Consider the following 16645-nt stretch of genomic DNA (forward strand, 5'->3'; position numbering starts at 1 on the left):
GGTGGCCGAACGTCCACCGGCAGTATGTGCGCAAAAACGGCGTTCCCATCCATCACGACTGGACGTCCGACCTGACCGGCTCTTATCGTCGTGCCGTTCACCAGGGGGGAAGCACCGCGGGACGTCTTGATCGTTCGGGAGGGGTGCATGACTGTTCAAGAAATGGTTTAGACATGGCTGGATGTGATGGGGGTCGAGCAATCCGCCCGTGGGGCGGACGACCATTAGGACTGGCAGCGGCGTCCATGCCCGGTGTCGCTCCGCATCTGATGGTCGAAAATGCCGCCCACGCTGGATTCGACTTCGTTGGTCTGCAACTCACCCCTGGGGTCGGCGCCCGCACCGGGAGGGTGTACGGCGGAGCCGCGTCTTGCGAGATGCACGCTGGTGGAGTGGAATCTCGGCGTACCGCTCGGGCATTGATCGCGAACGGTGTCCTGCTTGAGGACATCAGCGGGGTGCTGCTGGACGGCCGGACCGAAGCCGCGCAGTGGCTGCCTGTCCTGGAAGCCGGAGCCGCCCTCGGGGCAAAAACCCTCACCGTGACGATCACCGACCCTGACGCCACTCGACGAGACGACCATCTCGCCGCCCTCGTCCACGACGCCCGCGGCCACGGGATCGTCCCTGCTATCGAACCGGCAGCACGCAGCGCCGTACCTCACCTGATGGAAGCAGCAGATCTGGCTCGACGATGGGATTGCCTGATCCTGCCCGATCTGCTGCATCATCACCGCAGCCGCGCCACCTCCGCCCAGATCGCCGCCTACGCCGACCTGGTGGTGATGGTCCAACTGTGCGACGTGGCGCCTCTGGCCGGTGGGCCTCGTTCACCGCGGGTGCTGCCTGGTGACGGAATCGCCGACATCGGCGCCTTCCTCAGTGCCTTCCCGGACCGGTTGCCGGTCAGTGTGGAGGTGCCTTGGGTGCGCTCTGGACGAAGAGATGCGGCTTCTTGGGCACGTACGGCGTTCGCCGCATCTCGGGCCAGCGTCGAAGCCGCAGGGCTTTTCGCCGCCTGGGGCAGCGTCGAATCGTGGTGATACCTCGGCCACGGCCGGTCGGGGCAGGGTTCCGGCCGGCCGGACCGTGGGAGATGACGACCTTCACGTCGGTAGGGGGCGTCGGCGGATGCTAAGGGGGAGCGGCCGACGACATGCAGTGCTGGTGGTCTCAGGAATAGCTGGTTAGCGGGCCTGCCGCTGATCGGTGGGGACATTTTCCGCCCGCCGCGCATTCAAGACATCGGACGGGTCAGAGTAGAGCTGGACTCGTACGGTGCTCGCCAACGGGGCCCGACCATTGACCCGGGTGGGCTTACTCCAGGTGCCGTCCAACTTGCAGAACTGGTGGGTCCCATCAAAGGTGATCACCCCAAAGCCGTAGCTGGCCCGCGCCGTCTTCCCTGCAGGCACCTGGTACGGGCCAATCACCTGGCCAGCGTTCCAGGACATGGTGAACGCGAACGTCGGAGCAATCGTTGCTTTCACTGCGCTGGCGAACTGGCCGCCCACGTCGCCGCTGATCCCGGCGGTGAAGCTGTGGGTGCGAGCGAGGGTCTGGGTCAGGGGGATGGTGGCGGTGGTGTCATTGCGCATCTCGACAGCCCCGACTGGTTCGAAGGATTTCTGCGCACGTTCAATGACGACCCGGCTGTCTTCCCAGGCGTTGCAGACGGGCTTGGGGTTGAGCAGGTTTTTCTGGACCGGCCGTTTGTGCTGCTCTTTGACGATGGGGAGCGCGGGCACGCTGGTGTCGGAGTTGGCCGGGGCGACCGGCGCGGCGGTGGCGACCGCGGACGGCATGATCAGTGCGATGGTTCCGAGTGCTACAGCCCCTGAGGCCAGACTGAGGGTACGGCGAATCATCCGTGTCTCCTGTCGGTTCTGGTCCGGCGGCGGACCCGCCAGACCAGACCACAGCTACTCCCTGCCGACCGTTCATTCAAGACATTTGACCAAGTCTTGAGCCGATAGTTAGCAGTTGTTCACACCGCCAAAACTGCTAGTGCCGTAGCTTTTTCCGATTTGCGGGGAATGTCCTTTCGTGGATGAACGTCATAGGGCTTTTCCCAAGATGGCGTCAATGGCTGACGTGACGTCGCCTGGGGCGGTGATCAGTGAGTCATGGCATCGGCGAACCATCCGGTGAGGGTGGTGGGGTGTGTGATCGCGGTCCCGACGACAACGGCGAAGGCTCCGGCGAGGAGCGCTGCTCTGGCGTGGTCGGGGGTGTGGATCCGGCCTTCGGCGATCACCGGGATGTCAGGCAGAGCGTCGGTGATGAGCTGGAGCAGTTCCAGGTCTGGCCCAGGGGTGCTGGCCCGTTCAGGGGTGTATCCAGCCAGGGTTGTCCCGATCAGGTCGGCTCCGGCGTCTGCGGCGGCTAAGGCGTCGTCGAGTGATCCGCAGTCGGCCATGATCGACGAGGTGGGGTGGCTCTCCCGAAGCGCAGTGACGGTCTGGGCGAGGGTTAATCCGTCAGGTCTGGGGCGGCGGGTGCCGTCCAGAGCGACGATCGTGGCCCCGGCGTCGAGGACAGCCCGGGCATGGCGCACTGTCGGGGTGATGAAGACACCCTCGTGACCGCTTTTCCACAGGCCAATGACAGGGACGTCGACGCGGCCGGTGATGAAGGAGATGTCCGCCAGCCCTTGGGCGCGGATGCCGGCGGCGCCCCCGATGACAGCGGCCTGTGCCATTTGAGCCATGGTTTCGGGGTGGCGGAGCGGTTCCCCCGGGTAGGCCTGGCAGGACACGATCAGGCGGTGACGGAGAAGGTCAAGTACAGCGGACATGGGTTCCTTCGACGTGGGTCCGGTGGCGGGATGTGTCGTGGCTGCGATGTCAGCTCTGGCAGGTCTGTCCTAGCCAGGACAGGTCGAATCGGGCAAAGCGGATGCCGTTGTGGCCGGGTTCATAGGCCAGGCCGATTGTGCCGTCGGGTAGCACCGCCAGTGAGGTGTAGGCGGTCTGACCGGGCTGGAACACCTTGGACACCGGCCAGGTTTTGCCATCGTCGCAGCTCATCCGGATGGTGCCATTGGTACGGGATGTGGATGAGGCGGCATGGGAGAACAGCAGCACTTTGGCTTGGGCGCTGCCCTGCGGCGCGTCCGGGTAGGCGCGGATGAGGGAAGCATTGTTGGCGGGGTCGATGAGGTTTTTGTCGATGCTCACCTCACCCCAGGTGGCACCGCCGTCCTGGGAGTATGCGATCTTGCGATATCCAGAGCGGGCGGAGTCGCGGGAGTTCATCATGAGTCGTCCGTCGGAGAGCTCGACGACTTTGTTCTCGTCCATCCCCGTTCCCACCGCGGCCCCGGCTGTCCAGGTGGCGCCGTGGTCGTCGGAGTACACCGAGACCGCGCGCTGGTTTTTGCCGCCATCAATGATGGTGAACTGTTGGACCAGTCGACCTGCGTGAGCGCCGTACCGCAGTTGGATGCCATTCCCGGAGGTCGCGAATCGGGAGCGCCAGGTCGGGTCCGGGGTGATCTGCGCGGTGATGGTCTGGTGGGTCCAGGTCTGGCCGTCGTCATCGGAACGGGACACTTCGGCGTGCAGGACCTGCCGGTCGTGCGGGTCGGTGCCAGGTCGGGACCCGGCGAAGCCTTGGTCGTAGCTGAGCACATGGAAGTTGAAGACCGATTTAGTCTGCTGATCCACCACAAAGCTGGGATCGGAATAGCCCTCTCTGGGGCTGTTTTTCCCACCGTGCACGGTCTGTTGAGGACCGAAGGTCAGACCGCCGTCCTGGGATCGGCGTTGCAGGATGCTGTTGGGACCGGGGGCGTCATTGCTCTGAGGTCGTCCGTCGTAGGAGACCAGGATGTGCCCGCCAGGACTGACTGCGACGGCGGGGATGCGGTAGTTCGGGAATCCGCCCTGTCCGCCGACGGCGAGGTCCTGCTCGGCGTACGGCGGTGATCCGGGGTCAGCGGACGCTGGGACGGAGAAGAGCAGCACCGGGGCGGTGATCGCCAGGGCGAGAGCGCGAAGCGCATGCCGAGAAGGGGACATCGTCATTCCTTAGTGGGACGAAGGTGGCCTCACAGTACGACATCAGATGTCCGATGTCAGGTGATTCCGGCGGCACGATCTGTCGATGGCGATGCGCTGAAGAGTCCAGCAACAACGTTGCCGTCGTAAGAAGTTCACTCGCCATCCATCGTTCTGGTGCGGTGAGCTCCGTAGCGTGACGTCCATGGCCAAGCCCCGCAGCGGCCAACACCACCTCCCCACCATCGGCCTTCACCGAGCCGCTGATGTCCATCGACTCTGGAACGCCGACGCCGCAGACCCCCTGACCGCGCACAGCAGCGACCTACGCCGAGTCTTCGACTCGACGCACATCCCTGGCGCCACGACGTACTGAGAATCCCAGAGACGTCCACATCCCTGCAGATCCAGCCCCACAGTGATCGCACCCTAGGCCCCGGTCCGTCACCCGGCGTGCCGGTCCCGCCCCGTCATGAGGGAGGAGGTGTTTCACGATGCGCAAGACCACAGTGCACAACAACCCGCTCGATCTCGCCAGCCCCGATCGTGCCATCCGCATCAAGATCATCATCGAAGCCTGACGGCCGAGGAATCACCGGGGTCGGCTCTGGCGCAGCAGGGACCCTCCCGTTGCTGCGCCAGAGTCGGCGCCACACCGGACCACGATCACCTCGACTGTGTGAGGGACCGCTATGAAAATCAGCCTCGTCAACATGCCCTGGGCCCTCGTCGACGTCCCATCCCTGGCCCTGGGAATCCTCCGAGAAGTAGTGACCCGACGGCATCCCCACATGCAGGTCGATGTCATCCACGCCAATCTCGACTACGTCGACTGGATCGTCTCACGCCGAGAGTTCACCCTCGCGGATTATCAGTACCTCGCCCTGGACTCCTACTTCCAGGGCATCGGAGACTGGGTCTTTGCCGGTGCACTCCACGACGACCCCACCTGGCAGGCCGATGCACTTCGCACCGCACCTCAGCTGACATCAGAACAGATCCACTGTGCGACAGACCTGCGCAGCTTAGCCAAACCGTTCGTGACCGAACTCATCGACCAGCTCATCACCACCCAACCTGACGTCGTCGGATTCACCTCAACGTTCCAGCAGAACGTCGCAGCGCTCGCGGCTGCCAAAGAGCTCAAACAGCGCGACCCTGAGGTGACGATTGTCTTCGGGGGAGCGAACTGCGACGACAAGCAAGGTGCGGCCGTGCTGCGCAACTTCGGTTTTCTCGATCTCGTGGTGCGCGGCGAAGGCGAGAAGGCTTTCCCTGATCTTCTTGAGGTCTTAGAACGTCATGGTCGTCACGCTCCGCATGAACTTTTCGCCGACATTCCCGGCTTGTGTCGACGCGCGCCCAGCGGGGACATCCTGATCGTCCCGATGGGTTCTCAGCCATTGATGCCGCAGGACATGTCTCGACCTGACTTCAGGGGATATATCGACCGATTGGCGGCGTCGCATGCGCATGACTGGGTGGAGCCAAAACTCGTCGTCGAGGGTGCCCGGGGATGTTGGTGGGGTGAGCGGCATCATTGCACTTTTTGTGGCCTCAACGGGTCCTCTTTGCAGTTTCGCAGCAAGGCGCCAGAGGTTTTCTATGATGAAGTTGTCGGCCTAGTCCGCGAGCATCAGGTGCTTGATATGTTTGTGGTCGACAACATCTTGGATATGGGGTATATGCGGACATTTATCTCCCAGCTGATCGAGTCTGGCCATGATCTACGGCTCCAGTATGAGATCAAGGCCAATATGAAGAAGGATCAACTTCGGTCGCTGGTGGAGGCTGGGGTGGTGATCGTTCAGCCGGGTATTGAGAATCTCAGTTCACGAGTGCTGGCCCTGATGGATAAAGGGGTCACTGGTTGCCTGAATGTGCGGATGCTGCGGGATGCAGCGAGCGTGGGATTATCGGTCGCTTGGAATTATTTGTACGGATTTCCTGGGGAGACTGAGCAGGACTACCTCCCCTTGGTTGCACAATTCCCTGCCTTGCATCATCTTCCCCCTTTAGGGGGCGTTACCCGTATCGCTATCGAAAGGTTCAGTCCCTTTTTCGATCGCCCAGATCTCGGATTCTCTCCGCTGTCGCCGCATCCGCAATATGCGCGTAATTACGACCTGCCAGTCGACGAACTCACTGATCTAGCCTATCTTTTTGTCGGTCCCTCCCATGGCATCAATGAGGACGTTGCCGACCAGATCCGAGCAGCGACGAATCGGTGGCAGGAGTGCTATCCCGACGCTGTTTTGACCGGCACTGACCTCGGAGACCAGATACTCCTGAGGTCTCGTCGTGTTGATTATGATTGGGATGTCCAGTGGATCACCGACCCGGCAGAGATCGCGCTATTCAGAGCGTTGGAACAACCCCGCTCTCTGGTGTCATTGGCCGCGCAGTCCTTCGGGCCGTCTGGATCTGGCCAGCTGCACAGCTCGACCCTCCACGAGATCTTGGACCGATGGCTGGGGTGGGGGGTGGTTTTCACCGAAGACGGCTATTACATCCATGTGGTGCCCGATGACACTAACCAGCATCTGCTCCGATTCGACTGCCATCGGAGCCACCGACACACCCCCGACAAGGACGACGCCCACCGCAACCCTGATGCGCAGCAGGTGGCTCAGCGATGACGGCCACGATCACGGGGAATCCGCGCACCACCACGATCCCGCTGATCGTGTGGGGTCACCACGACGTCGACGTGCCAGTGCCAGCAGTGTCACCGGATCTGATCATCGGCGACCACATCCCGCCAGCAGGGGTGGCGATCGCTCAGCGGGTCGACGAATGGGTACGCCGCGGTGTCCGTCGGGTGCAGCTGCCGGAGGTCGTCGACCTCACCAGCAAGTACGACGGCCGAGATGTCGTGACGATGTTGATGACGGTAGCGGAGCTGACCAGCCGGGGGATGAGCGTCGACTGGGAGCTGGATCTCACCGCCAACATGTCCACCTGGGTGGGAATCACTCATCTAGCGCCACCTCGTGTCCTGCACGGCGACGCTGACGGGACGATCCTCGCGCAGTGGCGCGACGCCTTCTACGTTGATCAGTGTCTCTACCGTCACGGTCCGGGTTTCGTGCAAGTCCGCGACCGTCGCGACGGGACCTTACGGTGCATCGTCATCGACGATCCGGCGTACCTACATGCCTGTACCGCCCTCATCCAGGGATGCCAGACCCATGAGGTGCCTGCGGACATTCTCGATGACTATCTCGAAGAAATGCTGGTGGCAGTGGTCGGTGCGTGGGCTTGGTGGCTTCCTTATCGGGTCCGGCGGTGGCCCGACCCGTCCTTCGCTGTCTGAGGGGTGCGGTCCTTCTGGCGGAGTCGACTCACCCTGACTGCTCCAGGCTGGAGACCTTGCGGTCAATGGCCCGCACCAGTGGTGCATAGTGCGCGTGGACAGCAGCGACATAGCCGTCACGGTCGCCTGTTTCTACGGCGTGCAGGATGGCGGCGTGGGCCTCCACCGTCTCGGAAAGATCCTCGGGCGGGCTGATCCCCAACAGCGGTACGGCGCGGGTGTGGATCTCCCAGAACGCACCCGCCAGTTCCGCGATGATCCGGTTGTCAATGTGGTGGAGCAGCGCCGTGTGGAAGGCGCAATCCTCCTGAAGGAACGACCGTCCGGCCGCGCTGTGGGCGCGCATGTCTGCGACGAGCCGGTGCAGATCAGGGTCCTTCCTGCCGCGGTGACAGGCGACGACATCGTCAGCGAGCGCCAGGTCCAGGGAAATCCGAGTGGTCACCACGTCCCGCAAACTCTGCAAGGTGTGAGCGGCGTCCAAGGTCAGTCGGAAGACCATCCCGTTGACCAGTGGGGCCAGGCTCATCGCTCCGACGTACGTGCCATGCCCGTGTCGGACCTCCACGATGTCCAGGGACGCGAGGGTGCGAATGGCCTCTCTGATGGATGACCGGGATACCCCGAGGATCGCGCCCAGCTCGGCCTCTGTGGGCACGGGATCACCCGGCCGTAGACCGGCCTCGATGATGTAGCGCTTGATCTCCTCGGTGGTCGACCACACACCCACGCGTCTGACCGGGGTCGTCATCGGGCTCCTCACTTCCTGACCGGGCGCAGGGCAGCGCCGGTGCAGATCCATCTTGACGGGGGATGGGGGTGACGGCCGACAGGGGAGGTCGGCGGGTCGTTAGTCCCGATAGGCGGAGCCGACACAGGTGCTCGGATGGGTTGACCCCTCCCGGTGGGCGTCGTATCGTCACGGTATCACCGTCGGATGTCAGACGTCCGACGTCAGGCAATGTCGCCGGGCGGGGCCACTCACCACACTCCCGCCGCAGAAAGGTGCCCACCGTGAATGTGCTCGCCCACCAGACCTCCAGGCGCGGATTCCTCCAATTGACCGGCGCGATGGGCCTCGCCGCGACCCTCGCCGCCACTGTCTCCGGCTGCGCCTCCCGCGACAACACCACCGGCACCAGCCAAGGTCCCGCCGGGCCCCTGGCCAAAGACGGCACCCTCACTGCCGCGATTTCCTACGAACTCGGCACCAACGGCTACGACCCCATGAGCACCTCGGCAGCGCTGACCATCGCCGCCAACTGGCACACCATGGAAGGCCTCACTGAGATCGACCCCGCCACCCGCAAGACCTATCCCGCGCTCGCTCGTGAGTTGCCTACTGCGACTGGGACGAGTGTCGATATCGCGCTGCGTGACGGCGCTACATTCCACGACGGCAGTCCAGTCACTGCTGATGATGTGGTCTTCTCATTTGAGCGAGTCCAAGATCCCGCAAATAAGAGCTTGTACGCCCAGTTCATTCCGTTTGTCGATAAAGTCGTCAAGAAGGATGATCGGACCGTCACTCTGACGCTGAAACATCCCACTGCAGTCCTCGCTGCGCGCCTGTCAGTGGTCAAGATTGTTCCGAAGGTTGCTGCTGCTGACAAAAAATCCTTCGATGCGATGCCGGTGGGATCTGGTCCTTACCGGATGACTGATAACGGTGCTTCTTCCAAACAGATCGTGTTTGAACGATTCGACAAGTACACCGGCCCCCGACCGGCTCGCGCCAAAACCATGAAATGGCAGATTATCCCGGACGCTGCGACCCGCACCAATGCGATCCAATCCAAGAGTGTCCAGGTCGTTGACTCGGTGCCCTACCTCTCTGTCGACCAGCTGAAAGCCAGTTCCAAGGTTGAATCAGTCCAGGGCTTCGGGCTCCTGTTTGCCATGTTCAACCACTCCTCAGGTAATCCGTTTGCCACGAAAGAAAACCGGCAGGGCTTCCTGACGGCTATCGACATGGACAAGGTCGTGAAGACCGCACTACTTGGCCAAGCCACCCCGGCTACCTCATTCCTCCAGGAAGGCCACCCCGACTATCAGAGAGCGAAGACGGTCTATACCTTTGACGCAGCCAAAGCTAAAGACATCTTCGCCAAAACTGGGCTGAAGAAGATCCGCATGCTGTGCACCGACCACGACTGGGTGAAGAAATGCACCCCGATCATCGCAGAATCCCTTAAATCTGCCGGTGTAGATGTTGACTTCGTCGAGAAGAAATCAGCCGATGTCTACAACACCATCGACGGCAAACCCGAGGCCTACGACGTGGTCCTCGCCCCCGGCGACCCTAGCGTCTTCGGCAACGACCCCGACCTATTGCTGCGCTGGTGGTACGCCGGCGACACCTGGACCGAGCAGCGGATGCACTGGAAGGGCCAGCCGTCGTACACGAAGGTCCAAGAACTCCTCCAGGAAGCACTCACCGCGACGGATACCGCCGCGCAAAAGAAGACCTGGGGCGAACTGTTTGACCTGCTCAGCGACGAACTGCCGCTGTATCCCCTGTTCCACCGCAAGAGTCCCACCGCATGGGACCCGACAACTCTGGTCGATTTCGCGCCCATCGCGTTGACCGGGTTGTCTTTCGTCAACGTCGGTTCCACCAAGTAAGGCGGCTGGTCGGTGTCCTCTGTGCTTCGTCTGGTCGGACGCCGACTGGTCGCTCTTCCCGTGATGGTGCTGGGCGTCACCTTCTTGGTGTTCTTCGTGATGTCCTTCTCACCAGCCGACCCGGCTCGTCTCGCCCTGGGCGAATCGGCGTCGCCGGATGCCCTCGCGGCGTACCGCACTGAGCATGGACTGGACCAGCCGCTGCTGGTGCGATATGGCCTGTTCCTCAGCGGCATGGTGCAAGGCGACCTCGGGACCACGAGCGGCAACACGCCAGTCACCGATGTGATCGCCACCGCGTTCCCCATCACCTTGCAGTTGACTTTCCTTGGCCTACTCATCGCGGTGGTCCTTGCGACCGTGTTCGGAGTGCTAGCAGCGCTCTACCGTGACCGGTGGCCTGATCAGGCGATTCGCGTCGTGTCGATTCTCGCCTTGGCGACTCCGTCGTTCTGGTTGGCGATCCTGCTGATCCAATGGTTGGGGCAGGTGCCGGGCGGATTTGGGATCTTCCCCGCGTTGATCCTGGCGTGGGTGCCGTTCGGGGCAGACCCGGCGACGTATCTCACCAATGTGGCCCTCCCCGCGTTTGCGCTGGGAGTCCCGGTCGCGGGTTCGTTGACTCGCGTGGTGCGCACCGCGATGGTCGAAGAACTCGACAAGGACTACGTCCGTACGGCGATCGGCTCCGGCATTCCCCGCTCCGAAGTGATCGCCCACAACGTGCTGCGCAACGCACTGATCACCCCGATCACCGTGTTAGGTCTGCGCGTGGGCTACCTGATGGGTGGCGCCGTCATCATCGAAATCATCTTTAACATTCAAGCGATGGGGCAGCTGATCCTCGACGGGGTGACCCGCAACGACGTCTTCCTCGTGCAAGGGGTGACGTTGACGGTGGCGTTGGCATTCATCGTCATCAATATCGTCGTTGATCTGCTATATGTGCTGGTCAACCCACGGATCAGGAGCATCTGACATGCGCCGCGCCCTGACCTCCCGCCTGGAGTCATCCGCCGGTGGCCGCCTCGCCGGTCTGCGTACGTTGCCGTTGTCCTCCCAGATCGCGGTGGGCTTCCTCTCGCTGATCGTGCTTGCCGCACTATGCGCGCCGCTCGTGGCAGGTGACCCCTTAGCGACCGGAACGCCAGTGCAATGGCCCGGCGCGGAGCACCTGTTTGGCACCGACGCCATCGGCCGAGACGTTTTTGCCCGAGTGGTCTGGGGCGCCAGATCGTCCCTGGCGATTGGGTTAGCCGCCACCGGCGCTGCCTTGGCCGCCGCCGCAGTGCTGGGATCGGTAGCAGCCACAGCTGGCAAAGCCACCTCAGAGATCCTGATGCGGGTCCTCGACATCGTGATGAGCTTTCCGGGGATCGCTTTGGCTGCCGTGTTCGTCGCCGTGTTCGGCAACGCCTTACCCGTGCTGATCTTGGCGATCGGATTCCTATACGTCCCACAACTGTCCCGAGTGGTGCGGGCCAACGTGATCGCCCAGTTCGGTGAGGATTACGTCGCTGCCAATCGAGTGATGGGGGCGCGGATCCCATCGATCCTGCTGCGGCACGTAGCCCGCAACTGTGTGGCACCGATCATGGTGTTCGCGACAGTGCTGGTCGCAGACGCGATCGTGTTCGAAGCATCGCTGTCGTTCATCAACGCTGGAGTCAAGCCGCCGCACCCCAGCTGGGGCAACATCCTCGCCGATGGCAAACAAGTCCTGCTGTCTGGTTTCTGGTGGCCGACGTTCTTCCCCGGACTGATGATCTTGCTGACCGTGCTGTCATTGAACATCCTCGCGGAAGGACTGACCGACACCCTCGCCAGCCCAGCACGACGTCGCCGAGTCGCCGTACCCACCGACGACACAGCCGCGACACCCTCTCCGACGGCAGCTGACGACCCAGCACCAGGCGGCGCCACCGTCCTCGGGGTCACCGACGAAGCTCACGCCCAGGCCCTGCTCGATCACAACCTAGAGCTGCTGCGCACCTCAGAACAGGCTCGCACCGACCGTCACCTCAGCAACCCCGACCCGGCGCCCCTGCTGTCCGTGCAAGACCTACGCATCACCTTCCCGCACGCCCACGGCGACGTGCCTCTCGTCGACGGAGTGTCTTTCGACGTCCGACCCGGCGAAACGATGGGACTGGTCGGCGAGTCAGGTTGCGGCAAATCCATCACCTCAATGGCCGTGATGGGCCTGCTCCCTGCCGACACCCAGATCACCGGGCGCATCATGTTCGACGGCCGCGACCTGCTCACCCTGACCCCCCACGAGCACAACGCTTTACGCGGCCACGACATCGCGATGATCTACCAGGACGCCCTGTCCGCACTCAACCCGTCAATGCTGATCCGCAGCCAACTGGCCCAACTGACCCGACGCGGCGGCCGACGTAGCGCCGAAGAACTCCTTGAACTGGTCGGCTTGGACCCAGCCCGCACCCTGAAGTCATACCCGCACGAACTCTCCGGCGGACAACGGCAGCGCGTGCTCATCGCCATGGCCTTGACGCGCAACCCCCGGCTGATCATCGCCGATGAACCCACCACCGCCCTCGACGTGACAGTGCAACAACAGGTAGTCGACTTGCTAGAACGGTTACGTCACGAGTTGGGTTTCGCCATGGTCTTTGTCAGCCACGACTTAGCTTTGGTCGCGCAACTCGCGCACCGGGTCACCGTGATGTACGCCGGCCAAGTCGTCGAACAAGGCGGCCTCAGAGACGTCCTGACCGACCCCCGACACGAATACACCCGCGGTCTCCTGGGTGCAGTCCTGTCCATCGAGTCAGGCGCAGACCGACTACATCACGTTCGCGGGACAGTGCCCAGCCCCGCAGATTTCGTCGCTGGCGACAGATTCGCACCCCGATCGTCGCATCCGACACTTGGGTTGGACGAAAAACCCCGACTGCGACCAGTGCCCGGGCTAGCAGGGGCCCCAGTGGATCACCGATACGCCGCCACCGACGAACTGCTGGCGGCCACGGATGGAGCGGTGCGATGAACACCACCACCAAAGACACCATCGGCGCGGGCATCCCCGACAACGCCACCACCCCCACCGTGCGCACCCCCGTGCTGGAACTGCGCGACGTACACATGGTCCACAAAGCTCGCACCGGCCGACTATTCCGCCCCGACCGCGTACACGCACTCTGCGGAGTCGACATCGCCGCCTACCGCGGAGAAACTATCGGCATCGTCGGAGAGTCCGGTTGTGGGAAGTCCACCCTGGCCCGAATCATGGTCGGCCTGCAGACCCCCACCCAAGGGCACGTCCTTTTCCAAGGGGACCCGCTACGCCGCGACGCCGCGACCCGACGCCGCCTAGGCCGGGCCGTGTCAGTGGTTTTCCAAGACCCAGCGACCGCACTGAACCCCCGCATGACCGTCCGCGACCAACTCATCGACCCGTTACGGGTCCACGGGATCGGAGACACCACCTCCCGACACACCCGCGTCAGTGAACTCCTCCACCTCGTCGGATTACCCCAGTCAGCGCTGGATGTGCTTCCACGCCACATCTCCGGCGGTCAACGACAACGGGTCGCCATCGCCCGCGCGCTTACGCTGGACCCTGACCTGATCGTCGCGGACGAGCCGACTTCCGCGTTGGATGTGTCGGTGCGCGCGCAAGTGCTGAATCTGCTCATCGACCTCAAGAAGCAGCTGGGGTTGGGTCTGGTGTTCATTTCCCACGACATGAACACCGTCCGCTATGTCTCGGATCGGATCGCAGTCATGTACCGCGGGCAGATCGTAGAGACCGGCCCCACCGACCAGGTGTTCGACGACCCTCAAGACGACTACACCCGCCTGTTGTTGTCGGCGACGCCTTCGCTGCTTGGTGACCCGACACCACCGTCCCCCGCCCGCACCCATTTCGTGGAGCTGTCATGAGTCCCTCTTTCTCCGGCGTCATCCCACCCCTGGTGACGCCGCTCACCCGTGACGGCGATCTGGACGTCCCCTCACTGGAACGGCTGGTGGCCAGGCTGTTGGAGGCCGGGGTCCACGGAATTTTCGCGCTGGGATCCTCGGGTGAGGTCGCCTTCTTCGACGATGAGCTGCGGTCCCGGGTCCTTGAGGCAGTGCGTGGCGTCGTGGCGGGCGCCGTACCTGTCCTTGCTGGGTGTATCGACATGCAAACCTCTCGAGTGTTGGCGCACGTCCGGGCTGCTGAGCGTCTCGGGGTCGACGGGGTGGTGGTGACCGCGCCGTTCTACGCGATCACCGGGCCGGAAGAGATCGACACCCACTTCCGGACGATCGGCGCAGCGTCATCTGTGCCAGTGCTGGCCTACGACCTTCCAGTGTGTGTTCACACCAAACTCGCTCCCCAACTGCTGGTGGAGTTGGGGCGGGACGGGGTGATTGTCGGGGTGAAGGACTCATCCGGTGACGATGTGTCCTTCCGGCGGTTGGCGATGCAGAACGGCGACGCGGGATCACCGTTGGCGCTGTTCACCGGACACGAAGTGGTCGTTGACGGGGCATATCTGTCTGGCGCGCACGGCTGCGTGCCTGGCCTGGGCAATGTCGACCCGGCCGGGTATGTCCGCTTGCACGAGGCAGCGGTGCGTGGCGATTGGGACAGTGTGCGTGCTGAACAGGATCGGCTAGCGCGCCTGATGGAGATAGCGTTCGTCCCCGTTGGCAAGGTGGGCCCGGCAGCGGGTGTTGGCGCTTTCAAGACGGCCCTGCAGCTGCTTGGGGTGTTTGACACCAACACGATGAGCGTGCCGATGACCGCGTTAGAGGGCGCCAACGTCGACGCAGTGCGCGCGGTCCTTGAGCGGGTCGAATTGGTGTGACCGGACGACCGTGACCGGGTTTTCGCAGCGGCAGAGAGACGACATGGGACACCGTGATCGTCGTGTGTTGGCGGTTGATATTGGTGGCACCAAGATCGCGGCTGGGGTCGTCGATGGCTCCGGCGCCGTGCACGGTCGCCGTACCGTCCTCACCCCTGCAGGGGATGGTGCGGCGGCGGTGATGGCTGCTGCGATCGCCGTGGCGGGGCTGGTCGCCGACGAGCAAGGTGTGCGCGAGGAACTCTGTGCTGTCGGGGTGGGGGCAGCCGGGGTGATCGACCCCGCACGTGGTGTCGTCACCCACGCCACGGACGCACTTCCCGGGTGGGCTGGCACCGAGCTGGTGGGGCCCTTTGCGCAGACTTTTGGGGTGCCCGCAGCCGTGCTCAACGACGTCCATGCCCACGCACTCGGGGAAGCCCGGTACGGCGCGGGCCGAGGCGCTGCATCGATGCTGCTGGTCGCGGTGGGGACCGGGATCGGCGGAGCCTACGTCGCTGGGGGATCGGTGGTCACTGGATCTCATCATGTCGCCGGTCATGTCGGTCACCTCAGTGTCCCGGGAGCTGAGGGGGTGCCATGCACCTGCGGTCGTCTGGGCCACGTGGAAGGGTTGGCCTCCGGGCCTGGGATCGCCGCAGCCTATCGTCGCGCCGGAGGGGCCGATCTGACCGCCGCGCAGGTAGTTGACCTGGCGCAGGGACCGCAGAATGCGGACACCCAGCGGGCGCAGGAGGTGTTGCACCGGTGTGGCATGGCCACCGGGCAAATGATCGGTGGCCTGCTCAACGTCCTCGACCCCGACGTGGTCGTGGTGACCGGTGGAGTCGCTGCAGCCGGTGACCTCTGGTGGGCTGCCCTCCGGGAAGGTGTCGCGGCAGACGCGATGGATGTGGTCGCCTCGACTCCGGTGTGTTCGGCCACGGGAGGTGTCGGCGCTGCGCTCAGTGGTGCGGCAGCCTGGGTCACAGACTGGTGTGACTACATCTCCCAAGCCCACCGCGACGACGGGCAGGGAGGCGGGCCATCGACTGCCCTAATGCTCGGGTCAAGGTGGTCGATGTCAGGGGTTCAAAGGTGACAGTTGATTCGTCGCCGTAACGGATCATCCCGCCCTGGGCAGAAATGATCAGGTCGATCTGCATCTCACTCAAGCTCTCCGGGGTGCCCTCGACCCAGGAAGCACAGGCAAAGCCTCCTGTTGTCGGGTCAGGCACCATCGAGGACAGCAGGGCAAACACGGACAGTGAGACGCCGGAGCCCACTGCGGTGCGCGACAGCGAGCGCGTTGACGCGCCCTGGGCGGACTCATCGGCGATCCGGTGCAGAGCCGACGTCGGGATGGTGGTGCGGGGGAGGGCCATGGCAGCGGGGAGCGGCAGCTGGCCGACCACCGCCGACGCCACATGCGACCACTCGACTAGTTCTAGACGAGGACCCTGCGGGGTTTCCACCACCACGATGGCTTCGTCATCAGCGATGATGCCCGCTGACACCACCCGAGTTGACTCTTCGTCAGTGTTGTCCCAGAACAGGTACGCCGCTACGACCGACTCCGGGGACTCCATCACCCGAAGCAGCCCCTCTAAGGCGCGAGCTTGCCCGGGGGTCCACCGGCCACGACGGATCTCGTCGTCAACGACGAATTCTGGTCCCCCGGCCGGATCGTAACCTGCGTCACCGCGTGGCCCGAGATTCAGTGGAACGGGTAACCGCACCCCGTAATCCCATAAGAACCGTTCGAACCTTTCTTTGTCGATGCTTTCCATCGCCGTCGTACACCCCGATCCGTCGTCGACATCGTCTGCCCGTCATAGTGTCGGACACCATGACAACGTCGGTGTCCGGAAGACCTCTTCCGGACACCGACGTTACGGGCG

At 63.5% G+C, this 16645-nt stretch carries 15 protein-coding genes; 10 read left to right on the top strand and 5 right to left on the bottom strand.

Translation table 11 applies throughout. The annotated features are described in order from the left end of the window. Positions 1–245: 245 nt before the first annotated feature. Positions 246–1043, top strand: a complete 798-nt coding sequence (locus KEM60_RS15100; RefSeq protein ID WP_219108742.1) for a sugar phosphate isomerase/epimerase — start codon at positions 246–248, stop codon at positions 1041–1043. Between the two features lie 144 nt (positions 1044–1187). Here KEM60_RS15100 and KEM60_RS15105 read toward each other — a convergent pair whose 3' ends face one another. The 3 genes from KEM60_RS15105 to KEM60_RS15115 form a co-directional block, all read right to left on the bottom strand. After that, the gene (locus KEM60_RS15105) at positions 1188–1868 is read right to left on the bottom strand and encodes a hypothetical protein (RefSeq protein WP_219108744.1); all 681 of its coding nucleotides are present in this window, start codon (positions 1866–1868) and stop codon (positions 1188–1190) included. Positions 1869–2116: 248 nt separating this feature from the next. Next, a complete protein-coding gene (locus KEM60_RS15110; protein ID WP_219108745.1) occupies positions 2117–2797 on the bottom strand; it encodes an N-acetylmannosamine-6-phosphate 2-epimerase in 681 nt (226 codons plus the stop codon). A 49-nt stretch (positions 2798–2846) separates the two neighbouring features. Then, positions 2847–4022: an exo-alpha-sialidase gene (locus tag KEM60_RS15115; RefSeq protein WP_219108747.1), complete on the bottom strand. Its 1176-nt coding sequence runs from the start codon at positions 4020–4022 to the stop codon at positions 2847–2849. A 184-nt stretch (positions 4023–4206) separates the two neighbouring features. Between KEM60_RS15115 and KEM60_RS15120 the strand changes: the two genes are divergently transcribed. From KEM60_RS15120 to KEM60_RS15130, 3 genes are all read left to right on the top strand, one after another. Beyond that, positions 4207–4377 carry a hypothetical protein gene (locus tag KEM60_RS15120; RefSeq protein ID WP_219108749.1) on the top strand — a complete coding sequence of 57 codons (171 nt, stop codon included), beginning with the start codon at positions 4207–4209 and terminating at the stop codon, positions 4375–4377. 316 nt (positions 4378–4693) lie between these two features. Further along, entirely contained in the window at positions 4694–6640 is a 1947-nt protein-coding gene (locus KEM60_RS15125) for a RiPP maturation radical SAM C-methyltransferase (RefSeq protein ID WP_219108751.1), read from the top strand. Then, the gene (locus KEM60_RS15130; protein ID WP_219108752.1) at positions 6637–7317 is read left to right on the top strand and encodes a DUF5825 family protein; all 681 of its coding nucleotides are present in this window, start codon (positions 6637–6639) and stop codon (positions 7315–7317) included. Before KEM60_RS15125 ends, KEM60_RS15130 begins: the two co-directional genes overlap by 4 nt. 28 nt (positions 7318–7345) lie before the next feature. Here KEM60_RS15130 and KEM60_RS15135 read toward each other — a convergent pair whose 3' ends face one another. After that, positions 7346–8068 (bottom strand): FadR/GntR family transcriptional regulator, encoded by a 723-nt coding sequence (locus KEM60_RS15135; protein WP_219108754.1) that lies wholly within the window; start codon positions 8066–8068, stop codon positions 7346–7348. A gap of 263 nt (positions 8069–8331) precedes the next feature. Here KEM60_RS15135 and KEM60_RS15140 point away from each other — a divergent pair, with 263 nt between their 5' ends. From KEM60_RS15140 to KEM60_RS15165, 6 genes are all read left to right on the top strand, one after another. Beyond that, complete coding sequence (locus KEM60_RS15140) at positions 8332–9942, top strand: ABC transporter substrate-binding protein (RefSeq protein WP_370626386.1); 1611 nt, start codon at positions 8332–8334, stop codon at positions 9940–9942. 12 nt (positions 9943–9954) lie between these two features. Beyond that, the gene (locus KEM60_RS15145) at positions 9955–10920 is read left to right on the top strand and encodes an ABC transporter permease (RefSeq protein ID WP_219108756.1); all 966 of its coding nucleotides are present in this window, start codon (positions 9955–9957) and stop codon (positions 10918–10920) included. 1 nt (position 10921) lies between these two features. Continuing rightward, positions 10922–12955 carry a dipeptide/oligopeptide/nickel ABC transporter permease/ATP-binding protein gene (locus KEM60_RS15150; RefSeq protein WP_219108758.1) on the top strand — a complete coding sequence of 678 codons (2034 nt, stop codon included), beginning with the start codon at positions 10922–10924 and terminating at the stop codon, positions 12953–12955. Between the two features lie 95 nt (positions 12956–13050). Continuing rightward, positions 13051–13851: an ABC transporter ATP-binding protein gene (locus tag KEM60_RS15155; RefSeq protein WP_255574729.1), complete on the top strand. Its 801-nt coding sequence runs from the start codon at positions 13051–13053 to the stop codon at positions 13849–13851. After that, positions 13848–14765 carry a dihydrodipicolinate synthase family protein gene (locus KEM60_RS15160; protein ID WP_219108762.1) on the top strand — a complete coding sequence of 306 codons (918 nt, stop codon included), beginning with the start codon at positions 13848–13850 and terminating at the stop codon, positions 14763–14765. Before KEM60_RS15155 ends, KEM60_RS15160 begins: the two co-directional genes overlap by 4 nt. A gap of 43 nt (positions 14766–14808) precedes the next feature. Next, a complete protein-coding gene (locus KEM60_RS15165; protein ID WP_219108764.1) occupies positions 14809–15846 on the top strand; it encodes an ROK family protein in 1038 nt (345 codons plus the stop codon). On the opposite strand, the gene KEM60_RS15170 is transcribed toward KEM60_RS15165, so the two are convergent. Further along, complete coding sequence (locus KEM60_RS15170) at positions 15731–16534, bottom strand: ESX secretion-associated protein EspG (protein ID WP_219108765.1); 804 nt, start codon at positions 16532–16534, stop codon at positions 15731–15733. The two genes, KEM60_RS15165 and KEM60_RS15170, sit on opposite strands and share 116 nt — an antisense overlap. Positions 16535–16645 lie beyond the last annotated feature (111 nt).

The organism is Austwickia sp. TVS 96-490-7B (genome assembly GCF_019331795.1).
In the GTDB taxonomy this organism is placed as follows: domain Bacteria; phylum Actinomycetota; class Actinomycetes; order Actinomycetales; family Dermatophilaceae; genus Austwickia.